Consider the following 22,682-nt stretch of genomic DNA (forward strand, 5'->3'; position numbering starts at 1 on the left):
TTTACAACCAAGCACGGGGAGGTTTGCATGGGTAAGAATCACCGGTTTTACTCGTTCATTTTCATGCTATTACTACTGGCGGTATCATCGCAGGGTTTTACCCTTATCAAGCAATCCGGACAGGTACTCCATTTCGCGAAGGGGGCCAGTGACTGGGTTGCTGCAGAAGATTCAAATGAATTTTCCTACGGTGATTCGATATTTATTGACAGTGCAGGCGAAGCGAAGCTTGTGCTGAGCAAATCGGCGACACTGCTTTTAAAGGGCACCACCAGAATATCCATTGAAGGCGCCGATCTTACTCCCATTATCGGCCTTGTTCAGGGGCAGGTTTTTCTTTCCCGGGAGCAGCCCTATGAACTTAATTCGGTTGTTGTGAATGCCCGGGGATGTACAATCCAGCCTATCGGTACAGCTGCTGCTGTCAAGTATACTCCTTCCGGCGAACCGACCGTGGCCTGTATCAAGGGGAGAATGCGCATGGAAGCCCCTTCCGGCGAAGCGATTCTGGTCGAACCGCGAAAATACGGGACTTTTGCCCCCAACGATGGTTCATTCAAACAGGGCGATCTCTCCGATAATGCGGTCGCATCCCTGGAAAGCTGGTCGGGTGTCACCGCCGAATCGGCCCCCATGCAGCAGGATGAACCATCAGCGAGTGATGCGAACGAACAGGAAGAAACCCTGGAATCCGAAACAATGCAAACCGCTCAGATGGCACAGGAGCCTGAAAAAGAAGAGCCCTCAGAAACAGGCGCAGAGGAACCTGAAGACGCACTCGAAGAAACCGGTTCCGACGATGCGGCAAGTGAGGAAAAACCGGCGCAAAAAGAAGCATCCGCTGCACCGGCCAGCGGATCAGCCCCGCCTCCCGGCAATGCAGCGGCAAACGCGCAGGCTGAGAAAAAGGAAGAGCCCGCCGGCGAAGAAAAAAAAGAGAGTGAAGAAGGAAAGGGCGCCGACAAAACCTCCTTCGGTTTTTCGGCAGGCCCCGTATCCGTGGGAGATGAAATGTGGACCCGGATCGCCTTCCTGGCAGATATTCCGATCTGGAAATTCGGCATCGGCCTGGATGTCGAACTCTTTATCAACTCGGAAGGTAAATTCGATCCCAAGGGATGGGAGTTCGATGAAGACACCTGGGCAAAATCGCTGTTGCGTAAAATCAGATATATCCGGTTCAACCACGAAAACGACCCGGTCTTTGCTAAATTCGGCGGGCTTGATAATGTCACGCTGGCCTATGGCTTTATCGTGGACCGGTTCAACAATACACTCCATTACCCCGACGACCGCCGGATCGGCCTCCAGTTCTATCTCAACGATCTCAGCCCGATCGGGATCAGTCTCCAGACCGTGGTTGCGGATTTCTATGATTTTAAAAACGACGGTGGTATCGTGGGCGGACGGTTTGCGGTCAAACCGCTGAAGCCTACCGAGATTCCCCTGCTCAAGGGCATCGATATCGGCGTGTTGTTTATGACCGACCGGAACCAGTATGCGCCTGCGAGAGAATGGGATTATAGCCTGAGTGGCCCCACATGGGACAGAGATCAGGATAATATTTTTGACAGCACATTCTGGCGTAATGAATTTGGGAATAAAAGTTATGTCATTTACGACAGCCTTCGTGCTGATAAGATGGAAGATAATAATTATGACACAATTATCGAGCATAAAGATAAATGGGCCAGCAGAGCCGAAGATGCCTACTCCATGTTCGGTTTTGATGCCACCATGCCGATTATCTCCACTAAGCTGGTCAATTTTGCCGTGTATGGTCAGTACGGCATGAGTATCGACGATCACGAAGAGAGCAATGTCGACAACACCGCAACTGAGGGATGGGGTATCGGCGCACCAGGTGCGGCGCTGAATGTCGGCCCTCTGTCGGCCCGCCTAGAGTACCGTCATACCGCAGGAGATTTTACTCCCGGCTATTTTGGTCCCTATTATTTTGATGAGCGGATCGAGCGGGAAATCATCAACGATTCGATCAGGCGGATCACGGTGAGGGAAGACGATGTTATCGAGCAGAACCTCAATGGTATATACGGATCGCTGGGATTCAATATCGCCAATGCATTCACCATTACCGGCACCTACCAGTATCTTATCGGTGAAGCTGAAACCGAGGGGGCCGAAGATCCGCTGGATCACCGCTTCGAACTCAACGGCGGAATCGGCGACCTTGTAATCAGTAAAATACCGAAGCTCTACAAGGCCGAGGCATACCTTTACAAGACAAATATCGGACGAAATGTCAATCCGGTAACCGGAGAAACCGACGGTTTCTTAGCTCCCACACCATCGATGTACTACGGCTACAGGATGGGTTTTGAGATCATGCCCGGCGCCGGTATCATCTGGGATGCCCGGTACGGGTTTGAATACGGCAGCAACGGCGACATAGTTCAGAAGCCCAGCAATGTGAGCATTCAGGCGAGCATGGTCTTTTAAGGTCTGCGGAATTATACAATTTATGCCGGATGACCTTTTGTATCATCCGGCTTTTTTTTTATTTTTATTATCAGATCTTTTTATTCGACACGTATGCACTATCACCCATATCTCACCATACAATTGCATGAATAAAACCTCACTCATGACGCGGCGTATCCGCAGTGGAAAATCACCGAACAGATCAAAATTTCCACGCAAAGGAAGAATACGGCTTATTCTCGGCATTATCGCGGCAGCCGTCCTCCTCCGTGTTTTCCTCGGCGCAAAGTCCGGAAAATCCGAAACCACGCATGGAAAAAAAACTACCGAAATAAAGCAGGCATCGGTCCATACACAGACAGATAAAAAAAAGGGGAAACCATCACTCCCGGTCAAAAAGCGACGAGGCATGGTCGAATTTGACGATGTCAAGGCAGTGCTGAAAAAATATCCGCCCACCCGATTTTCCATCAACGACACCCTTCATTTCAAAAAAGAATCGTGGATAGTCCATTATTCACTCGACACACTTATTCAGGAATATGGAAAGAAGCTGTTTAAACGATACCATCCTCAATACGGTGCTGCCGTACTCATGGAGCCTTCAACAGGAAGAATAAAAGCGCTTCTCTCCTATACCCACGACAGTGCATCCTCTATCGGAACCGATCTGTATTGCAAAAGCATTTACCCGGCAGCATCCATTTTTAAAACAATTACTGTAGCCGCAGCACTGGAAAACAATCTCCTGACACCATCGAGCTGCATCAAACTCACCGGCCGGCGGTATACACTGTATAATTTTCAACTGGAAGAAGAGTTGAGTAACTACAAAAATATTTCCCTGACTAAGGCCTACGCCTATTCGATCAATCCGGTGTTTGGACGGATCGGTATTTATATTACCGGCTTTCAGGAACTTCAGGAGTATGCACACCGGTTCGGTTTCGGATCCTCGGTCCCCTTCGAACTCCCGGTCGAGAAATCGAAAGTCCTCCATTGTGACTCAACATTCTGTATCGCCGAACTGGCATCGGGATTCAATCAGAAAACTACGTTAAGCCCACTTTTGGGAGCACTCATTGCATCGGCCATTACCAACGACGGAAGGATGCCCTTTCCACGTCTGGTCGACAGCATTTCCGATTGCAGTACCGGGGAAATCAGATACAAACCTGCAAACTCGACCTGGCGAGAACCGGTAAAACCGTCAACAGCACAAACGATTCGTACCATGATGTCAAAGGTTACGCGCAATGGGACCGCGAGAAGATCTTTTCGGTATATGCGGAATTCATATCGTTTTAAAAACGTTGTTTACGGTGGTAAAACCGGCTCGGTTGATAAAGATGGCCTCGGTAAAGCCGACTGGTTTATCGGTTTTGCCAGCCATAACGATGATCCGCGGCAACGGGTCGCCGTGGGAGTTGTCACGGTTCACCATGCAAACTGGACAGTTCACTCAAGCTATCTCGGAGCGGAATTGATGCGACGGTATATCCGAAATATTCAGCTTGCCGATGAACGGCGGGAAAAGCTTGCGAAATTAAAAGAGCAGGATGAGGTTGAAGGTTAAACGTTGAACGTAAAAAAAGAGACAAAAGCTAACGAAAGCGATTACGACAAATGAAAGAAAAACCATACCCGATAACACTGTATCCTCTCTTACCGCACCCTGAACCCTTAGATCTGAGACAACGAGTGCGACAACGATTTGAGAGAGAAACCATCCACCCTGAATTAATGCAATTAACGGAAATATCATGACAAACACTTACCATTCTGCATTCATCGCCTTGATCGGGCGGCCAAACAGCGGGAAATCGACCCTGTTGAACACTATTCTCGGTGAACAGGTGTCGATTGTGACCTCATTGCCCCAGACCACCCGGAAGAACCTCAAGGGGATCTATACCGACAGCGAGATGCAGCTTGTATTTATTGATACACCGGGTATTCATGGAGGAAAATACAAACTTAACACTGCCATGATCGATGAAGCTGAACGGGCGCTTAAGGAGGGTGATGTTGATATTGTCTGCTATGTTGTGGACCTCATGAGAGAGTTTGGTGAAGAGGAAGAGAAGATTGCCGGATTGGTGAGTAATTTTACCAGCAAGCGAATTATAATTTTCAATAAAAAGGATCGGATTCCCGACCCTGAAGCAAAAACAAGGGAGTTTCTGGAGAAATTCCCATCCTTGCAAGAGCTTCCCTCGCTCATTGTTTCAGCCACTGCTCCGGAGACGGGAGACCGGTTCTTAGAAGCAATCAAACCCCTCGTCCCCGAAGGGCCGCAGTATTTTCCGGAGGAAGACATTACCGATGAAAACCTTCGGTTCTTTGCGGCCGAATATATCAGGCGCTGTATTATTCAAAACACACGGCAGGAGATTCCCCATGCTTGTTTTGTGGAAATCGAATCGTACAAGGAAAAAGAGCAGGGGCATTTCATTGAAGCGACCATTCATGTGGAAACCAAGGGGCAACGCGGCATCCTTGTTGGTAAAGGCGGCGCCGTGATCTCAAAAATCCGCTCCTATGCCGAAGCGGACCTCAGCAAGCTTACCGGGGTTCCCGCCTATATAAAGTGCCATATCAAAGTAACGCCGCACTGGCGCAATGACAAACGTTTTTTGCGCGAGCATGGCTATCCGGTTTCCTGAACTCAGGAATCGAGCGCCATATTTTGGAGCTTGTAATAGCTTTTAAGCACCTTGTTGAAGTAGCGGATTGAAAGCGGTTTTTTTCCGGCAAGGGTTTCTTCGATTGTTCCCGGCCCCTGATTATAGGCCAGAATTCCCAGTTTCAAACTTTTAAAATGGGCGATGACCCGGGTGAGATAGGCGATCCCGAGCACAATATTGATCTCGGGTTTGAAAAGGTCTTTTTTCTCCAGTGCTCCCATTCCCAGATCCTCTGCAACCTCCCGGGCAGTTGCAAGCTTGAGCTGCATCAATCCGAAAGCTCCGCTGAGTCTGCCGCTTCGATAACGGCCTAGAGCCCGGGGATCGAATACGCTTTCCACATTGATAACGGCCAATACCAGCAACGGATCGTAGCCGAAGCTTTTACTGTTCACATACACGAGGTCGACCAGCTGGGCATAAATACGGGGAGACAACCGTCCTTTAGTAAAACGATAGAGAGGTGTATAAATCCGTTCTTTTTCGGCCAGTTCTTCCTTAAGATAATCAAGAGTGAGATTTTCGATCTTAAGCAGCGAAATCTGTTGCTGATGACGGTGTATTCTGTTCCCGTTTCGAATGATGACGCCGGTTAATAGGGTAAGAATAATCACAAAAACAAACACAAAGAGCATGCTCAAGGGCTCGGCAATCCATAATTTATTGCCGTGAGCCACGATACCCAGTTTGAAATTTCGGTGATAATCTGATTTACTCACGGTTTTTTGTTGAGGTGTCGGGTAGAAGACCGAGTTGTTCCATGGGTTTGATTCTCTCGCGGAGTGTTTCTATCTCTTTTTCCGACTTTTTTTTCCAATGGGTCAATTCCCGTATTTCGATTTCCTGCTGATGAATTCTTTCATTCTGAAGATGAATAATAAATCCCAGAGAAATAAACCATCCTGCAATGATTATAAGGAGAAAGAGTGCAACAGGAAGGGATATACGCACGCCGGTTTTTTTAAACAGCATTTCGCTTCTCCGCCGCATCGATCCCAGAAAACCACCGGCGGCCAATGCATGAGCATCGGGATAAATTGAAAAAATATTTTTATAGGGAGCGAATGCTTTGGTGACGGTCTCATTTTTAAAAATAAACTGTAAAGCGCCGTTTTTACCCTGGATCATGTTGAGCAGATCTAAAAAGGCCGGGACGACCTGAGACCCAACATCGGTTACCTGTTCCATATCAACGACAATTTCCCGATTGCCGTCCTGAACAAGGCCCCCGATTTTTTCCCGCATATTGGGCACCTGTTCATTATGGAATGGACCCGAGAGAATAAGCCAGACGGCTTTTCCCTTGCTTTCGATAATAATATCAAGAGCCTCAGAGCGCATCAACAGCCTTTCGCTTCATACGTATCTTCGTGCATTCCATCTTCCCGATAAGGGACCACAGCGTGTTTTCCTCAAGATTTACAAGTGATGAAATAACCATTAAAACTCCGCACCCTCCGGGTTTTATGGTATCCGGAACCGGAGACGAACAGCACCAGACATCAACCGGTTTCTGTGTTGTAAAATCCAACCGTATGCCGGATTCGGCATCTTCGATTTTCCATTTTGACACATCAGAATAAGCGATGCGATAGCTTTTCATATTAATCGGTTTTTCACCATCTTTACACATATAGGCTTCATCGGTTAGAACGCCCGAAATCATGAGATTCAGTTCGATAGCCAGTCGAAAAGAATGAGAAAGAAGTGAATGACTGGAAAGCTGATAGACAAAAGAAAGAGCAGCGACATCCTTCTCAAAACCAAACACTTTTTCGATACTCAAAGGGAAATTCTTTTTCTTTTCCAGAGAGATCGACCCAGTCCTGACAAGAACAGTCTTTACTCCAGTGGCACTCTTTTTCACTTTGTAGTCGTAATGACTTTTATAAAAATCTCCCTGCTCTTTGTATCTCCCGTCAATAAAATCATTCATCCCTACATTCGTATCGAAAATATGATCAACAAATGATGTTTTCGAACGGGAAGAAGTTATAATTCGGGGAATGACATTCTTTTCGGGATTGAAAGCGGCGCAAAGATTCCGTTTCCGGTGACGATAGTCCAGTTCAAATACATGGCCGCCGTTTTTGTGATCGATGTATGCTTTCAGAGGCCTGTTGGACATGACAATAGTCTTGGAGCCATCTTTGAGCAAATCGCTGATCTTAATCTGTCCGCCCTGTATTTTATCCTTTTTATGCAATTCACTCTCGATTTCCATCATGGCGCCATAACTCCAGATTCTGTCGGAAGGACACATGAATCCGTTGTTTTCTGATGGAACATACCGGTTTATATCCTGAGCAAAGAAGAGTTTCTTTTTTAAAGGTTTTATCCACTGAGGGTTAGGCCGGGAATAAACATTTTCACAAACCTCCATCATTTTGCGTTGTATGATGCCTATCTGATCGAAGGTGTGGAGATAATTGAGAAAATACCGGATAGAATCCGGATCGTCGCGTTTAAAAACCAGACTGGGGGGAATATATTGAAGTCCCAGTGGAGGGTTGACCGAAAGGTACTCGCTGAAAAGGGTCAATTGATATTCGGCAAGAATACTTTCGAGGGCATCTGAAACCGAAATCAGCCATTCCAGACTTCCTTCTTCTTCAGCCAGGAGCGGAATCAGATAATCGATACACAGAAGCGGAATCGACAATTCGTTTGATATATCATTCTCAAAGGCCTCCCGGATCCACGAAGCGATATCCCGGGGCACGGATGAGCTTCGGAAAATAGTAACCGGAAACATGGGCATCGGGATGCCGGCCTGTTCGGTAATCCAGTATCCCAGGCGATTCTGTGCTTCTTCGGGAAATATTGCCTTTGAGAGCACCATATACTGAATCCCGACATTTTTAAATATGTCAATAAATGAAGGCTCCCAGTTTGAAAAGGAGGGAATAAAGCCCGCCGGACGTTCTTCGAGAAGCTCCTGACAGGTATCCAGACCGTGCCGGATATTTTCCTGGGATAATTTTCGGGGAGAAAAGCTGAGAAAAGGCTCGGTATAGCCGCAGGTAAGCCACTCGATTCTACCCTCCCGCTTAAGCTCTCTGAGCTGAACCAGAAACAGAGGGTCGATAAATTCGAGCACATACCCGGGAACAGCGATATTAAACCTGAGATTGTGATGATCTGTACTCAGTCTGATCAATCGCTTGATAAAATCGTTTATCGTTCGTTTCAGCTCATCTTTGGGAAGAAGAGCATTTTTAAAGGGGCGAAGGAGGAAAGCTACGGCATTTCTTTTCATAGTAAAAAATTATATCATTGCAATAATAATCTGTCCAATGGCATAATATACCTTCTTCCATGCACATTACCCTTGATGGAACCGGGAGAAGGCATTTATTTTCAAAGCCTTATTCTTCACTGTCTTCTTTAAAATACTGAGTATCAATGAATACTATGATGGTCATAACAATTTAAATTATGGAGGAAATAATGCCAAAAAAGTATGTGTATTCTTTTGGTAAGACCAAAACCGACGGCAAAGCTGAAATGAAAAACCTTCTTGGAGGAAAGGGCGCCAACCTGGCTGAAATGAGCCGATTGGGGATTCCTGTTCCTGCCGGTTTTACGATTACGACAGACTGCTGTAATGACTATTTTGCTGCAGGTGCAAAGTTCCCCGAAGGCCTGAAAGATCAGGTGATGAAGTCTTTGAAGAAGGTCGAAAAAGATATGGGTATGGGCTATGGCGATACTCAAAATCCGCTATTGCTCTCCTGCCGTTCGGGAGCACGTCAGTCGATGCCGGGTATGATGGATACTGTCTTGAACATCGGCCTGTGCACCGATACAATCCCCGGCCTTATTAATAAAACAGGCAACGAACGGTTTGTTTATGATTCCTATCGCCGTCTTATTACCATGTATTCCGATGTGGTTATGGAGAAGGCTGAAGGCATCGAACCGGAAGAAGGCAGAGGCATTCGTGTTCAACTCGAAGAGATACTCGATGAACTCAAGGAAGAAAAAAAGTACGCCAATGATATCGAATTGACGATTGAGGATCTGAAATTTCTCTGTGATGCCTATAAGAAAAAAGTGAAAAAAGTGTTGAAAAAGCCATTCCCCGACGATGCGGAAAAGCAGCTCTGGGGTGGTATTGGCGCTGTTTTCAAAAGCTGGAACGGAAAGCGTGCTGTCTCATACCGTCGTATTGAAAGCATTCCCGACGAGTGGGGAACTGCAACTAATGTCCAGGCAATGGTATTTGGTAATATGGGCGAAAATTCTGCAACCGGTGTCGCATTCACCCGTAACCCTGCCACCGGTGAAAATGCCTTCTATGGTGAATGGCTCGTGAACGCTCAGGGTGAAGACGTTGTTGCCGGTACCCGGACGCCGAATCCGCTTAACGAAAAAACCAAGAATGAGCAGAACGAGCATCTTTCGTCACTGGAAGAAGCCTATCCGAAACTTTACAAGGAACTCGACGCAATCCAGAGAAAACTCGAAAAGCATTATAAAGATATGCAGGACCTCGAGTTCACCATTCAGGAAGGCACGCTGTATCTGCTTCAGACCCGTGTTGGAAAGCGGACCGGAACTGCGGCGCTCAACATGGCGATGGACATGCTTAACGAAAAACTTATCGATGAAAAGACGGCAGTAACCCGCCTGAAACCTGCGCAGCTCGATGAACTGTTGCATCCCATTGTTGATCCGGCATCGGAAAAGAAAGCAAAAGCTATTGCCAAGGGTCTTCCTGCAGGACCCGGCGGCGCCTGTGGGCAAATCGTTTTTACTGCCGAAGAAGCTGTTGCATGGCATAAAAAAGGAAAAGTCGTTATTCTGGTTCGTGAAGAGACCTCACCGGAAGACGTTGAGGGAATGCGCGCCGCGGCGGGTATCCTGACCTCCCGGGGCGGTATGACCAGCCACGCAGCGCTTGTTGCCCGTGGATGGGGTAAATGCTGTATTGTCGGCGCAGGCATGATCAAACCTAATGTAAAGAGCAGAATTATGATCATTGATGGTGTCACTTATAAGGAAGGTGATTACATCACTCTCAATGGCACCAGAGGACTTGTTTATGAGGGCCGGATCGAAATGATGGATGCCTCGGAAAATCCTCGTTTTAAGCATTTCATGAAAATAGTCGACAAATATCGTACCCTCGGTGTCAGAACCAACGCGGATACCCCCGAAGATGCTCAGGTTGCCCGTGATTTTGGTGCTGAAGGGATCGGTCTGTTCCGTACCGAGCACATGTTTTATGGCGGCGGCAGTGATGAACCGCTTTTCCTTCTCCGTAAAATGATCCTCAGTGACAGCGATAAAGACCGTCGCAGCGCTCTTAAAGACCTGTTTAAATATGTAAAGCGCGATATCAAGAACACGATGAAAGTTATGGACGGACTGCCCGTAACTATCCGTCTTCTTGATCCGCCGCTCCATGAGTTCGTGCCTCAGGGCGAAGCCAAAGTAAGTGAACTGGCCAAGAGCCTTGGTATTAGTGCCGCTGAGGTTAAAAAGCGCGGTGAAGCTCTTCATGAAACTAACCCGATGATGGGACACCGGGGTGTTCGTATCGGTATTACCTATCCGGAAGTGACCGAAATGCAGGTTCGCGCAATTCTTGAAGCAGCCGGTGAGCTGAAAAAGAATAATGCAAAAGCCATGCCAGAAATCATGATCCCGGTCACCTGTGATGTCAATGAACTGAATGCTCAAAAAGCGATTGTCGATCGGGTACATAAAGAAGTCTGTAAAAAGCTGAATATCCGGAAAATCAACCATCTGGTTGGAACGATGATTGAAATTCCACGGGCAGCGCTTCTTGCCGACAGGATGGCGGAAACAGCAGAATTCTTCTCTTTCGGTACCAACGATCTCACTCAGATGAGCTTTGGTTTCAGCCGTGACGATATCGGCGGATTTCTCCATGATTATCTCGATGAGAATATCCTCAAAGACGATCCGTTCCAGACTATCGATCAGGACGGCGTTGGTCAGCTTATCGAAATGGGTGTGAAAAAAGGACGGAGTACCCGTGAAAAACTCAAAGTCGGTATCTGCGGTGAGCAGGGCGGTGACCCGGCCTCGGTCAATTTCTGTTATAAGGTCGGTATGAACTACGTAAGCTGTTCACCCTATCGTGTTCCTATCGCACGACTGGCCGCAGCTCACGCTTCTATTGCTGCAGCTCCTGTTAAAAAGGCTGCAAAGAAAAAAGCAAAAAAGAGATAATCTCTTTTGTATAACTTTCAGAAAAAGCAAGGCAGTCATGCCTTGCTTTTTCTTATTAAATCAGAAATTTTAAATCATACCATCCAATCTCTTTCCGGTTCCCCTCCGTATATTTCGTGGGGGAAATTTTAAAGTATGCTCCAAATAGATTTTCATGTTCACAGCCATTTCAGTCTCTGCGGGGTTCATTCAGTTCTGGAAATGCTCGAGCAAGGGAAAAAGCGGGGGCTGACGGCCATGGCCATTACCGATCATGGTCCCGCACTCAACAGCAGGATCCCTCCCCCGTTTTATGACCGCCTGTTTGATCCTGTACCGGGGATCATAATGCTGAAAGGAACTGAATCAAATCTTATCAGCCTTTCAGGTGAAATCGATTTTCCCGAGGAAAAGTTGCAGTATGTCGACATTGTACTGTGCGGTATCCATCATAAGCTCATGGAGCAGAATGATTCACGGGCCTACACCGATGCCATGATTGCAGCAATCAAGCGTAATCCACAAATCGATATAATCACCCATCCCGAAACACCAAACTATCCTCTTGATATCGAACGGCTTGCCCGAACAGCTGTCGAACATGGCGTTGCTCTTGAAATCAATAATTCAAAAATCCTCTGTAACCGCTTTGAACGATCGTCGATGGAAAAAAGTCTTTCTGTTTACAAACGCATGGGATGCAGAATAGCGGTATGCAGTGATGCTCACGCGATAAACGAAGTTGGTCTTGATGATTCGGTGCAGCCGCTCGTTGAAGCTGCGGGCTATCCCGACGAACTCATTGTTACCAAAAACGCTCAGGCCGGTTTAGCGTTTATCGAAGAGCGGCGAAAAAACAAGAAAAAGTATTAGAATGAAGTAACGGGGACATGCTTACAATACAATTCCGATTCCCACTCCCCACGAATCCTTGCCGATAGAAATATCGGCCGAGAAGGGATGAAGTCGCAGTCCGCCACCGCCGGTGAATATGTTGGTATTCATATTTTTCTCGCCGTCAAGATCGCCGGTATATATGACCCGCGGAGCACGGGCAAAGCCGAACCGGAGGTAGTAATTCTCCAGAAAATTAGCTTCAACGCCAACGCGAAGAGTAAATCTGGTCTGCGTTTCTTTGTCGAAAAGCCCGATAAAACCGAGATCGGCGGGAATACTGAGCTGGACATTGTTCTGAGAAATTGAAGGGTGATAAGCGATACCGACGGTAAGCCTTTTGTATTTGCTGGGAATCCATTCTTCGCTCTTTTTATATTCGTGAACATAATAGAGCGAATCGGTATAGTGTGTTATTTGATATCCATTATTGATTGTATCGACCAGGGTAGAATCAAGTTCTTCTACTTTGTTGCCAATATGTGGTTTTTGCCGTATCCAGGAGTAGCCAAGCAGGTCGTGAAAGGTCAGCCCGAAATCGAGCCGGTCGGCAATCCCTTTTTGCACAAAGCCCAGATCGAAGATGAGACGCTGGGCCCGGGTTTTTCCCCACTCGGTTTCATCACTGGCAGCTCCTCTGGTTACGGTCCAGGGAGAATCGATGGATGTTTTACGGTAGGTATACCTATAGAGCGAATCATGATCAAAAGTCTGCCATTCCAGACGCTCGTAGCGCAGATTTATACCGAAATCGACTGCCCCCTGATCGATACTCTTATCGAACATCCGCCCGGAATAATTAAAAACACCCTCATGGATCCGGCGCTGGTCATCCTGTTTGAGGTATCGGAAGAGAATCCCGATTGTACCCGGTTCACCGAGGTAGCAGCTTATTCCCGCAGGCACATTGTGGCTGGTAAACAAGGAATCCCTTGAATAACCGGTATTGACCATACAATGCCTGATTTTCTGTTGTTTATTGAATGCATTGGGAAGAGCCGGATTGATATGCGCGGTAGTAATCCCTCCGAATAAAGCACATCCCGCACCGGCAAGCGCCTCACTCCGGACATCGGCGGTAACAAACCGGGTCAGCATAACAAGGTCGGGGTCCCTGATTATACCGGTATCTTCCTGCGCAAAAAGCGCAGTACTTGCACAAGAAAGAAAAAACAGAACCATTGTACGCATAATTATCCTTTGTTTACCTATACCACCATTAGAAATTACTTCTTGTAATATAATAATTCGAATGGGCATGAGAAATAGATATAAAAAAAAATGATTCTTTGCACTCCCTCCGTTCCGGATAGTATACTAGTACATTAGATTGAGAATGAGTCTCAAACTCAAGGTTTTCCATGAGCACCAAAGCGATTACCACGGCAAAAAAACAGTTTACCGCATATCTGAAAGAAAAGGGATGCCTGTGCACGTCCCAGCGGAAATCCATTCTGGAAGAGATATTTAAAAATCACTCACATTTCAGCATTGAAGAGCTGACCGCAAATCTCCGCAAGAAAAAGACGCCGGTAAGCAGAGCCACGATCTATCGAACAATCGGCCACCTTGAAAACGGAGGATTTGTTCGCCGTATAAATCTCGATCAATCATACTCCTACTACGAATTTATTCCCGGAACGACTCATCACGAACACATGGTATGCGAAGAGTGCGGCACGGTTCTGGAAATTACCGATAAGGCCATGGAAGAGCGTATTTGCACGCTTGCTCAAAAAAAACATTTTCTCATGACCCGTCACCAATTACAGATATATGGTCTTTGCCCTCACTGTCAGAAAAAACACAAGGAGAAAATTGCACCATGAATACGCGGGCACATCGGAGGATACTTGCCGAATGCACACGCCTTCTCAGCCTCCATTCCATTCCGGTTACCGATTCGGTACACAGGATCATGGAATACTTCTTCTCAGCCGACCACCATGTCTCCCTTGCCGATATCGAGTGTTTTGCAGAAGAGGAAGGGCTTACCATTACAAAGCCGGATATCAAAAAGACTATCGATTTACTGGTAGAGTTCGGTTTTGCAACCAAACGGATATTTGCCGACGGTGTCGAGCGATACGAGCACTACCATATTGGTGAGCATCACGACCATTTATACTGCTTGAAATGTGGAAAGATAATCGAGTTTTATTCTTCCACTCTCGAGGAAGAGCAGGTTGAGGCAGCCAGGGAACATGGTTTCCATGCCTTTTCCCATAAAATGCAAATCAACGGTCTCTGTTCACAGTGTTTTGGCGAAGAATCACAGATACTTCCTCTCACTAGGGTCCAGAGCGGTGGGACATTCAGAATCATCGAAGTTTCACCATCCCACGGCAAGGGAGGAGGACACGGAATTGTCCGCCGGCTTCATGAACTGGGGCTGGTTCCCGGAACAGAGGGGCAGGTTATGCACAATGGTCGGGGGATGATTGTTATCAATATCGGTCAGAGCAGAATAGCCCTCAGACGGGGTCAAAGTCATAAAATAAAAGTGACCTTAACCAACTGACGGAGACATCAGCAATGAATGGCAGAACCAGAAAGAAACTCAGTTTATGCAAAGAAGGCGATAGTGCTCGTATCGCCGGTATCACCGGTTCGGGAGCCTTTAAAAAACGCCTTCTCGAGATGGGCATTGTCAAAGGGGCAAAGCTTACAATTATCAGATACGCCCCCCTGCGGGATCCTATGGCGATTGAAATCAAAGGTTCCCATTTGAGTTTGAGAGTATGTGAGGCGGAAAACATTGAAGTTGAAGATGTTTCTGAACTAAATTCTAAAGAATGATTTCGCCGATTTAGAGAGAGCACGTTGTATACGGCATGCACCGATGCACATACCGGGTGAATAGCGGAGATCAATGAAACAGTAAGGGATGCATTCTTGAAAGGGCAGACATGGAAGCAGTAAAACAGGAAATCGAGGAACTGATCGAGCAACGGAACTGGAATGCAATCCGTCAACGCATTGTAGGATGGGAGATCCCCGAAATAGCCGACCTTCTCAAGCAAATGGACAAAAAAGAGAAGGTACTGATTTTTCGTTCTCTTACCCGGGCAGTATCGGCTGAGCTCTTTTCCTATATGGAGCCTGAAGATCAGGATGCGTTGCTCAGAGAATTGACCGATGCAGAAACCCGTCAGATTCTCGCGAATCTCGAGCCCGACGACCGTACTGCGCTTCTTGAAGAACTTCCCGCAACTATCACACAGAAACTTCTGGGGCTTTTAAGTTACGAAGATTTAAAGGAAGCCCGGTTTTTAATGGGATATCCCGATGAGAGTGTCGGGCGTCTGATGACTCCCGATTATGTGGCTTTGAACCCGGAGTGGACAGTAGGAAAAGCTCTGGAGCATATCCGCGCCAAAGGCAAAGACAACGCCAATATCAACCGGCTCTATATCACCGATTCATCCGGCAAGCTTCTCGACGACATCCGCCTCCGGAGGCTTATCCTTGCCGATCCCGGCGACAAAATCAAGGAGGTGATGGACCATTCATTTATCAGCCTCTCGGCATTTGACGATCGGGAAAAGGCGGTATCGACATTACAGCGGTACGATATCATCGCTGCACCGGTCGTTGATTCGGAGGGAATACTGATCGGCATTGTTACGGTTGATGACGCAATGGATGTTGCCGAAGAGGAGGTCACCGAAGACATTCACAAGTCTGCCGCTGTTTCGCCGCTAAACATGAGCTATCATCGCGCAAGCCCGCTCGATCTCTACGTAAAAAGGGTCGGATGGCTGATCGCCCTGGTATTCATGAACCTTCTCTCGGCCGGAGTAATCGCAGCATTTGAAGAATCTCTGACGGGGGCGATAGGCTTGCTTTTCTTTATCCCGATTCTTCTGGCAAGCGGCGGGAATTCCGGTTCACAATCGGCGACACTTATTATCCGCGCCCTGGTAACCGGAGACGTGAATCCTTCCGAATGGTTTCAAACTCTTTTAAAAGAACTTCTTGTGGGCATTCTTCTTGGCATTACGCTCGGGATAATTGTCTGGTTTTTAGGCTTATTGCGAGGTGGAATGGGCATTGAAGGAATGAAAATCGGACTGGTGGTAAGTATCACCATGGTCAGCATTGTTGTCGTGGCCAACCTGGTTGGTATGGTCCTTCCGTTTCTGCTTAACAAATTAAAGCTGGATCCTGCAGTTGCAAGCAGTCCGCTTATCACTACTATTGCCGATGCTACCGGACTGCTCATTTACTTTTCGGTTGCCGAATGGATTTTAAAAATTTAGGAGATTCTAATAATTGTGTCAATTCGAACTCACAGAAATTTCTGGATATTTTTAGCCGCCATTACCCTGATCCGGGTTTTCTACGGTTCCTGGCTTGGTCTTGGTGATGATGAGGCTTATTACTGGGAATGGGGACGACATCTTGCCCTCAGCTATTTTGACCATCCACCACTCACCTCCTGGATCGGGCGGCTTACCTGTGAAATATTCGGCAATACCGAATTCGGCTTCCGATTTGGAGCTATGGCCTCGTCGACAATTTTTCTTATTATCCTCTACACGCTTTCACTTATGGTATTTACAAACCGCAGCATAGCCTTTACTACGGTGGTATTTGTCTCGGCTATTCCCCTTTTTGCAATCGGCGGGTTCATGATGGTCCCTGATGCTTTTCTTGCCCTTTTCTGGCTTCTGGCGATTTTTTTCTTCTGGAAAATCGTCAAGAATACAAAGGCTGCCGACTGGTATTTCCTTGGAGCGATCTTCGGTTTCGGTCTTCTCAGCAAATACAATATGGTCGTGTTACCTCTGTGTGTTCTGATGTTTCTGCTTATCTCAAAAGAACACCGGTTCTGGCTTAAACGCAAAGAACCCTGGCTTGCCTGCTGCATCGGCATTCTCATTTTTACACCGGTACTCTACTGGAACTGGAGCAGAGGATTCCCATCCTTTGCCTTTCACCTGATAGACCGCAATGCCGGCCGCTCGTGGTCGTGGCGTCCCTTTCAACTCTATTTATCGGGACAGTTGGGATATCTGTCTCCACTGGTGTTTATCGGAAGTCTCGTTGCGATGGGGGTTGGTTTATACCAGGGCATCAAACATAAAAAACTCGAAATGCTCTTCTTATCTTCTATGTCGATACCCTATGTGTTTTTCTTTTCACTGGCCTGCAGCATTTCACCAACCACAAAACCGCACTGGCCGGCTATGGGATATATCGCTTCCTTTTTGATCATGACAAAATTATTTCATGAGTATAAAACAAAAAACACTGTACGGCATAAAAAGACGATCACCGGATACGGATATACGGCCTTTGGACTCAGCCTTCTTTTCACGGTCCTTCTTCATGCCCAGGCGCTCTATCCTTTTGCTCAATCGCTTATGCCTGCGGTACGAATGATTGCACCGGATGCAAAAATAAAACCTAAGGAAGATGTTACCGGTGAATTATACGGATGGCCGAAGGCTGCTGAAGAGATAAGCAGACAGGTGGATCTTCTCCGGGAACAGACGGATAAACCGGTGTTTCTCTTTGCCCCCCGCTACAATATCGCCTCGCAAGTGGCTTTTTATACCAACGAGCATTATCAGGTAATCTCAATCAGTGGATCACCGGAGCAATTCGATCTCTGGGGTCGGGGAAGCCTTGAGGGCAAAGAAGGACATCATGGCCTTTTTATTGCCGACAACCGGTTTAATCACGATCCTGCCCGGCATTACCATTTCGAACGTATCGAAAAAGTTCCGGCTCTAACAGTTACCAGAGCAGGTTTTCCGGCACGAACGTTTTATCTTTACCGGTGCTTCAACTACCAGGGCAGGAAACAATAAGTTGAGGGGGAAAAAGACACCGAAAGAAAATTATTCGGAACGCTTTGAATTCAAAAAGATCCATTTATAACCGCCCACAATCACGACTACCATCAGAATCCCATCGATTGCCCCGAACAGGACATCTAAAGGAAAGTGAACGCCCATGTAGATACGGGAATAGCCCACCAGAGCTGCGAGGATAAAGGTGAGATAGTACCATCCACCAAATAAAAATGCACATAAAGTAGCAGCAGAAAAGGCGGTGTTGGTATGGCCAGAAGGAAATGAGCGGTATTTCCAGGGTTTTCCGACAACATGAATATCTTCGGGGGATATTTGATCATTATGAATTTGAAAGTAGAGAAGAGGCCGAGGACGGTCGATAAGTTTTTTTATCCGGTGATTGACCATTCCACTCCCCACTATGCCAACTACCGAAATAAAGAGTATCTGGGGAAGAAGCTTTCTGGGAATTTTCTTAACCACTAGAAAAGTCAGAACAGGAGCAACGACCCAGCCGTTGCCGAACTGGGTAATAAAAAGAAAAAAATAGTCAAAGAAGATAGTGTTATACTGGTTAATGAGAAGAAAAAGGGTGATATCGTATTCGATAATATTTTGAATCATGGTTTTTTGTGGTCAAAAAGTATTTTGTTTTCTATAGAGTAAGCAGTTCTGTAAAATAGGAAATTGTCGCAGGATATTAAAGGTATTCGTCAAAAAACAATGAAAAAAAAGCATCTTTATTTCCGGATGCTTTCGTATATCTGGCCTTATTCGAGCATGTTGGGCATTGCAGTTCTTCTCTCGATTTTTATTGTGGTATTCGAAAGCATCTCCGTCTGGGTCGTGCCGACCCTCCTTAGTTCACTTTTTACTCCGGAAAAAGCAGAAGTTGTTAAACCGGCATTCACCATTCAGAATCTCAACGAAATAATTAAGTACTGGGTTGCGCAGCTTATCGAAGCCGGTACACCGACCGCCAGGCTGGGAAGAGTCTGTATTATCTTCATTATTTCCTTCTCCATGAAAAACCTGTTCTTATATGTAAAATCACTTATCATGGCAATTTTAAATCTCAATGTGGTGCGGGACCTCAGAAATGAGCTCTACGGCCATGCGCTAATGCTTCCGGTGACCTATTACGATCAGAATCGGTCGGGGAAAATCCTGTCGATTATCCTCAATGATGTCGGCAACGTTAATGCAGCCATGACCAATACATTCAATAAGCTGATCACCGAACCATTCCGTCTGATCTCTTTTGTCACGATCCTCTGTATTATTAATTTCAAATTGACTATTATTACCTTTGTGGTCTATCCTCTGCTGGGTTTTATCATAGTTAAGATCGGCCAGTCGGTTCGCCGTAGAAGCAAGCGGGTTTTAGAGAATATTGAAGGGCTCTTATCGGTGCTTCACGAAACAGTCCGTGGGGTCCGAACCGTCAAAATGTTCAATATGAATGAAGTGGAGACAAGAAAATTCCGGGGGGAAAATCAGAACTATACCAAAAGCGCATTCCAATCATCCAAAATCAGATCACTCACCAGTCCACTCACCGAGATTTTCGGTCTCTTTCTGGCTGTTTCTCTGCTATGGTTCGGCGGCAACCAGGTTTATACAACCTCATTCATGACCGGTGAAGATTTTATTCGATTTGTAGTGTTTCTCCTGGTATCCTACCAACCGATTAAATCGATGGGCGGATTGAATAACACGATTCAGACCGGCCTTGCCGGTGCGGAAAGAGTTTTCCATATTTTAGATACCGAAACCGAACCCCTTGTTTCGTTCAAGCAGAGTCAAGTCCCGGCTTTCAACGACCAGATAGAGTACAGGCATGTAAATTTCACCTATCCCGAGACTGATGAACGGATTATTCAGGATGTCAGTTTCACGATCAAACGAGGGCATATTACCGCCCTGGTGGGATCCAGCGGATGTGGTAAATCGACCTTACTCGACCTTCTACCCCGTTTTTATGATATCGAATCGGGCGGTATCTTTATCGATGACAAGGATATCCGGGAATGCGACATTGTCGGCCTGCGTCACCTGTTCGGCATTGTGGCTCAGGAAACGGTCCTGTTTAACGACACGGTATTTAACAATATCGCCTACGGTGTGGCAAATCCGGGCAGAGAACAGGTAATCGCGGCGGCAAATGCTGCCAATGCCATGGAATTTATCCGGAAGCTTCCAAAAGAATTCGATACAGTCATTGGAGAAAACGGGATTATGCTGTCGGGCGGCCAGTGCCAGCGGATATCCATTGCTCGCGCACTGCTTAAAAATCCTCCTATTCTCATCCTCGATGAAGCGACATCTTCACTGGATACCGAATCGGAACGTCTAGTCCAGAACGCGATAAACAATCTCATGGAAAACAGGACCGCACTGGTCGTTGCTCACCGGCTTTCAACAATCCGTCACGCCGATCAGATTATCGTACTGGACAGCGGCAGGATTGTCGAAAAAGGTACGCACGAAGAACTAATACAGTTGAACAATCGATATAAGTATTTTTATGACATACAGTTTTCATCACCATAACAACGACAAACGACGGTACATTTATGCCAGATCCACGATTTCCAACACGTTCGATACCCACCCGGATCAACCCGATTGCCGTAATAACCGGTGCGTCAAGCGGCATTGGGAAAGCCTTTGCCTCCCGCCTGGCCAAGGATGGCTTCGACCTTGTCATTACCGGTCGCCAGAAAAAAAGACTCGAGACTCTTGCTGAAGAGTTAACTGTCAAATATAAAACCTCGGTGGAAATTCTCCTTGCGGAATTCTCCGATCCCCGAGACCGGGAACGGGTTGCCGACAGAATCAAGGAACTCGACAGACTTCATACCCTGGTCAATAATGCGGGTTTCGGCATTACCGGTAATTTTGCCGAAGTTCCCTATTCCACTCATGAAGAAATGATGCTGGTCCATTGTGTTACGCCGATGTGTCTTACCAGGGCGGCGCTCCCCGGCATGCTGAAACGCCGAATTGGTGTTATTATTAACGTGTCTTCAGTAGCAGCCTTTACTCCCAGTTCATCATGTGCAACCTACAATGCCACCAAGGCTTTCCTGAATTCTTTCAGTGAAGGACTTCATTTAGAAGTCAGAGACAAAGGTATCCAGGTGCAGGCATTGTGCCCCGGATGGACCAGAACCGAATTCCATACTCGCCGGGGAATTCCCCTCTCATCGCTCCCCTCCCAGCTCTGGGTATCTCCTGAATTTGTTGTCGATAAATCCATGGAAGCGCTGAAAAAGGGAAAGGTTGTTTACATACCGGGACTACGATATAAAATGATGGGAATGGCCTGTAAATATATGCCCCGGTGGCTCTATTACTCGGTCATGCCAAAATTGGCCAATATGCGGCGGAAATGGCAAAAGAAGGGTCAGAAAAAAAACAGTGAATGAGACCGGGAAATCTCAGGTGTCGTAGCCTAAACAACCAAGAATATTTTGAATATTATCGTAGTCCAGCACAATCTCTACTTTCACGGTGCCATCCTCTGAAAAGTTTTTGGAAAATTCAGCTGCGTCAGCTTCATCCTCAATGCATTGCAAAAGAGCATCATCGGAAGCATCCTGAATCGGAATATAGCTTCGAAGCGATTTTGCTATTCTTTTACAGGCCTCCCGCTTAGCCACTGCAAGTGAATTCATCAAATCGCCTTTTTTAGCCATACCCTTTCCCATGAGTTTCTGAAGATTAAGATCGAGTTTCTTTTTGGCGGGACCATCGTTCTGGACATAATCCCAGGTCTTGTCGGGATAGAGCACCACTGTCCGGCCGTCTTCAAGGGTAACATAAACATTCGCCCCCGCTAATGGCACAACCGCACAGAGTGATACAAAAGCAACACATGTCAGAATTTCACTCGTTTTCATGGCCCCCTCCTGTTTTATCTCATATACTCGGCCTTATTTCTTTTCGGCCTCTGCCTTTTTCTTGGCCTTTTCCAGTCTGGCTATCTCGAGCTGTTCATCGATACAATCACAAACCTTCTGGATCTTTTCCCGATTGTATTCGATATTTGCTTTTACTGCATTATCTTTCAGTACATTATGATGAACTTCTTTGGGATTATACTGAGATTTGACACATGCGGTAATTAATTTTGTTGAAACTTTGGGGTCTTTAAGGTGGGTTCTGAATTTTTTGATTATTTTATCCAGCGCCTGGCTCGTCGCGGATTTGGATGATTGGGTAACCGTCCCCCGCTTGGCCGTTGCCGTGGCATTAACCGACATCAGATTTATCTTGTGCACTTTCTTGAGCTGTCCCTTTTTTACAAAACTCCAAGTGTTATCTGTCCGAAGAAGAAGGATTCTGTTATCCTGCAGGGTCATTGAGACATCTTCGGAAATATCGGGAGTGCCCAGTTCCTTGAATGCCCAGGTGCTGTCGTTATACAGCGTAACATCCCTGCCGTCATCGAGCGTAAGTGTCATATCCTGCGCATACAGAACAGCAGTAACCATTATCAAAGCGCTTAAAGTACAATAAAAATACTTGTGCATACCCGACTCCTCTCCTTAAAAGTGCTGGAATATCCTTATATACAAATATAAATATCGGTTCTGTGATATGAAAGGCGGGGGTATTTCCATTGGTTTTGGGTTAAAAAATTAAAAAATTTCCCTATCGGCGTTCG

At 46.6% G+C, this 22,682-nt stretch carries 19 protein-coding genes; 12 read left to right on the plus strand and 7 right to left on the minus strand.

Annotated features, from left to right (window positions below; all coding sequences use genetic code 11):
• Positions 1-27 precede the first annotated feature (27 nt).
• The 3 genes from GF401_12075 to GF401_12085 all read left to right on the plus strand — a co-directional run bounded on the left by GF401_12075 (position 28) and on the right by GF401_12085 (position 5,108).
• Entirely contained in the window at positions 28-2,460 is a 2,433-nt protein-coding gene (locus GF401_12075; protein ID MBD3345790.1) for a hypothetical protein, read from the plus strand.
• Positions 2,461-2,482: 22 nt separating this feature from the next.
• Positions 2,483-4,018 (plus strand): hypothetical protein, encoded by a 1,536-nt coding sequence (locus GF401_12080; protein ID MBD3345791.1) that lies wholly within the window; start codon positions 2,483-2,485, stop codon positions 4,016-4,018.
• Between the two features lie 187 nt (positions 4,019-4,205).
• Positions 4,206-5,108 (plus strand): GTPase Era, encoded by a 903-nt coding sequence (locus GF401_12085; protein MBD3345792.1) that lies wholly within the window; start codon positions 4,206-4,208, stop codon positions 5,106-5,108.
• A 2-nt stretch (positions 5,109-5,110) separates the two neighbouring features.
• Here the strand turns inward: GF401_12085 and GF401_12090 are convergent, their stop codons facing one another.
• The 3 genes from GF401_12090 to GF401_12100 are packed head-to-tail and all read right to left on the minus strand — an operon-like array spanning position 5,111 to position 8,388.
• On the minus strand, positions 5,111-5,848 hold the full coding sequence (locus GF401_12090; GenBank protein ID MBD3345793.1) for a transglycosylase SLT domain-containing protein: 738 nt from the start codon (positions 5,846-5,848) through the stop codon (positions 5,111-5,113).
• Entirely contained in the window at positions 5,841-6,470 is a 630-nt protein-coding gene (locus tag GF401_12095; GenBank protein ID MBD3345794.1) for a hypothetical protein, read from the minus strand. The genes GF401_12090 and GF401_12095 overlap by 8 nt, the downstream gene beginning before the upstream one ends.
• Complete coding sequence (locus tag GF401_12100; GenBank protein ID MBD3345795.1) at positions 6,460-8,388, minus strand: DUF1926 domain-containing protein; 1,929 nt, start codon at positions 8,386-8,388, stop codon at positions 6,460-6,462. The genes GF401_12095 and GF401_12100 overlap by 11 nt, the downstream gene beginning before the upstream one ends.
• Before the next feature lie 191 nt (positions 8,389-8,579).
• On the opposite strand from GF401_12100, the gene GF401_12105 reads away from it, so the two are divergent.
• Positions 8,580-11,333, plus strand: coding sequence for a pyruvate, phosphate dikinase (locus tag GF401_12105; GenBank protein MBD3345796.1), 2,754 nt, complete (start codon positions 8,580-8,582; stop codon positions 11,331-11,333).
• A 135-nt stretch (positions 11,334-11,468) separates the two neighbouring features.
• Positions 11,469-12,185 (plus strand): PHP domain-containing protein, encoded by a 717-nt coding sequence (locus GF401_12110; protein MBD3345797.1) that lies wholly within the window; start codon positions 11,469-11,471, stop codon positions 12,183-12,185.
• A 21-nt stretch (positions 12,186-12,206) separates the two neighbouring features.
• Here GF401_12110 and GF401_12115 read toward each other — a convergent pair whose 3' ends face one another.
• Positions 12,207-13,397 carry a hypothetical protein gene (locus GF401_12115; protein ID MBD3345798.1) on the minus strand — a complete coding sequence of 397 codons (1,191 nt, stop codon included), beginning with the start codon at positions 13,395-13,397 and terminating at the stop codon, positions 12,207-12,209.
• 170 nt (positions 13,398-13,567) lie between these two features.
• Between GF401_12115 and GF401_12120 the strand changes: the two genes are divergently transcribed.
• The 5 genes from GF401_12120 (at position 13,568) to GF401_12140 (ending at position 18,025) form a co-directional block, all read left to right on the plus strand.
• On the plus strand, positions 13,568-14,035 hold the full coding sequence (locus GF401_12120; protein MBD3345799.1) for a hypothetical protein: 468 nt from the start codon (positions 13,568-13,570) through the stop codon (positions 14,033-14,035).
• A complete protein-coding gene (locus tag GF401_12125; GenBank protein MBD3345800.1) occupies positions 14,032-14,727 on the plus strand; it encodes a hypothetical protein in 696 nt (231 codons plus the stop codon). Before GF401_12120 ends, GF401_12125 begins: the two co-directional genes overlap by 4 nt.
• A 14-nt stretch (positions 14,728-14,741) precedes the next feature.
• Complete coding sequence (locus tag GF401_12130; GenBank protein ID MBD3345801.1) at positions 14,742-15,005, plus strand: FeoA family protein; 264 nt, start codon at positions 14,742-14,744, stop codon at positions 15,003-15,005.
• A gap of 110 nt (positions 15,006-15,115) precedes the next feature.
• Positions 15,116-16,468 carry a magnesium transporter gene (gene mgtE / locus GF401_12135; protein ID MBD3345802.1) on the plus strand — a complete coding sequence of 451 codons (1,353 nt, stop codon included), beginning with the start codon at positions 15,116-15,118 and terminating at the stop codon, positions 16,466-16,468.
• Positions 16,469-16,471: 3 nt separating this feature from the next.
• Positions 16,472-18,025 (plus strand): phospholipid carrier-dependent glycosyltransferase, encoded by a 1,554-nt coding sequence (locus GF401_12140; protein ID MBD3345803.1) that lies wholly within the window; start codon positions 16,472-16,474, stop codon positions 18,023-18,025.
• 30 nt (positions 18,026-18,055) lie between these two features.
• Here the strand turns inward: GF401_12140 and GF401_12145 are convergent, their stop codons facing one another.
• A complete protein-coding gene (locus tag GF401_12145) occupies positions 18,056-18,634 on the minus strand; it encodes a phosphatase PAP2 family protein (GenBank protein MBD3345804.1) in 579 nt (192 codons plus the stop codon).
• Between the two features lie 99 nt (positions 18,635-18,733).
• On the opposite strand from GF401_12145, the gene GF401_12150 reads away from it, so the two are divergent.
• Together GF401_12150 and GF401_12155 are read left to right on the plus strand one after the other, a co-directional pair.
• On the plus strand, positions 18,734-20,563 hold the full coding sequence (locus tag GF401_12150; GenBank protein ID MBD3345805.1) for an ATP-binding cassette domain-containing protein: 1,830 nt from the start codon (positions 18,734-18,736) through the stop codon (positions 20,561-20,563).
• Positions 20,564-20,586: 23 nt separating this feature from the next.
• Entirely contained in the window at positions 20,587-21,441 is an 855-nt protein-coding gene (locus tag GF401_12155; protein ID MBD3345806.1) for an SDR family NAD(P)-dependent oxidoreductase, read from the plus strand.
• Positions 21,442-21,453: 12 nt separating this feature from the next.
• Here GF401_12155 and GF401_12160 read toward each other — a convergent pair whose 3' ends face one another.
• Together GF401_12160 and GF401_12165 are read right to left on the minus strand one after the other, a co-directional pair.
• Complete coding sequence (locus GF401_12160) at positions 21,454-21,915, minus strand: DUF3157 family protein (protein MBD3345807.1); 462 nt, start codon at positions 21,913-21,915, stop codon at positions 21,454-21,456.
• Positions 21,916-21,948: 33 nt separating this feature from the next.
• On the minus strand, positions 21,949-22,548 hold the full coding sequence (locus GF401_12165) for a hypothetical protein (GenBank protein ID MBD3345808.1): 600 nt from the start codon (positions 22,546-22,548) through the stop codon (positions 21,949-21,951).
• Positions 22,549-22,682 lie beyond the last annotated feature (134 nt).

The sequence above is a fragment of the Chitinivibrionales bacterium genome (genome assembly GCA_014728215.1).
GTDB lineage: Bacteria > Fibrobacterota > Chitinivibrionia > Chitinivibrionales > WJKA01 > WJKA01.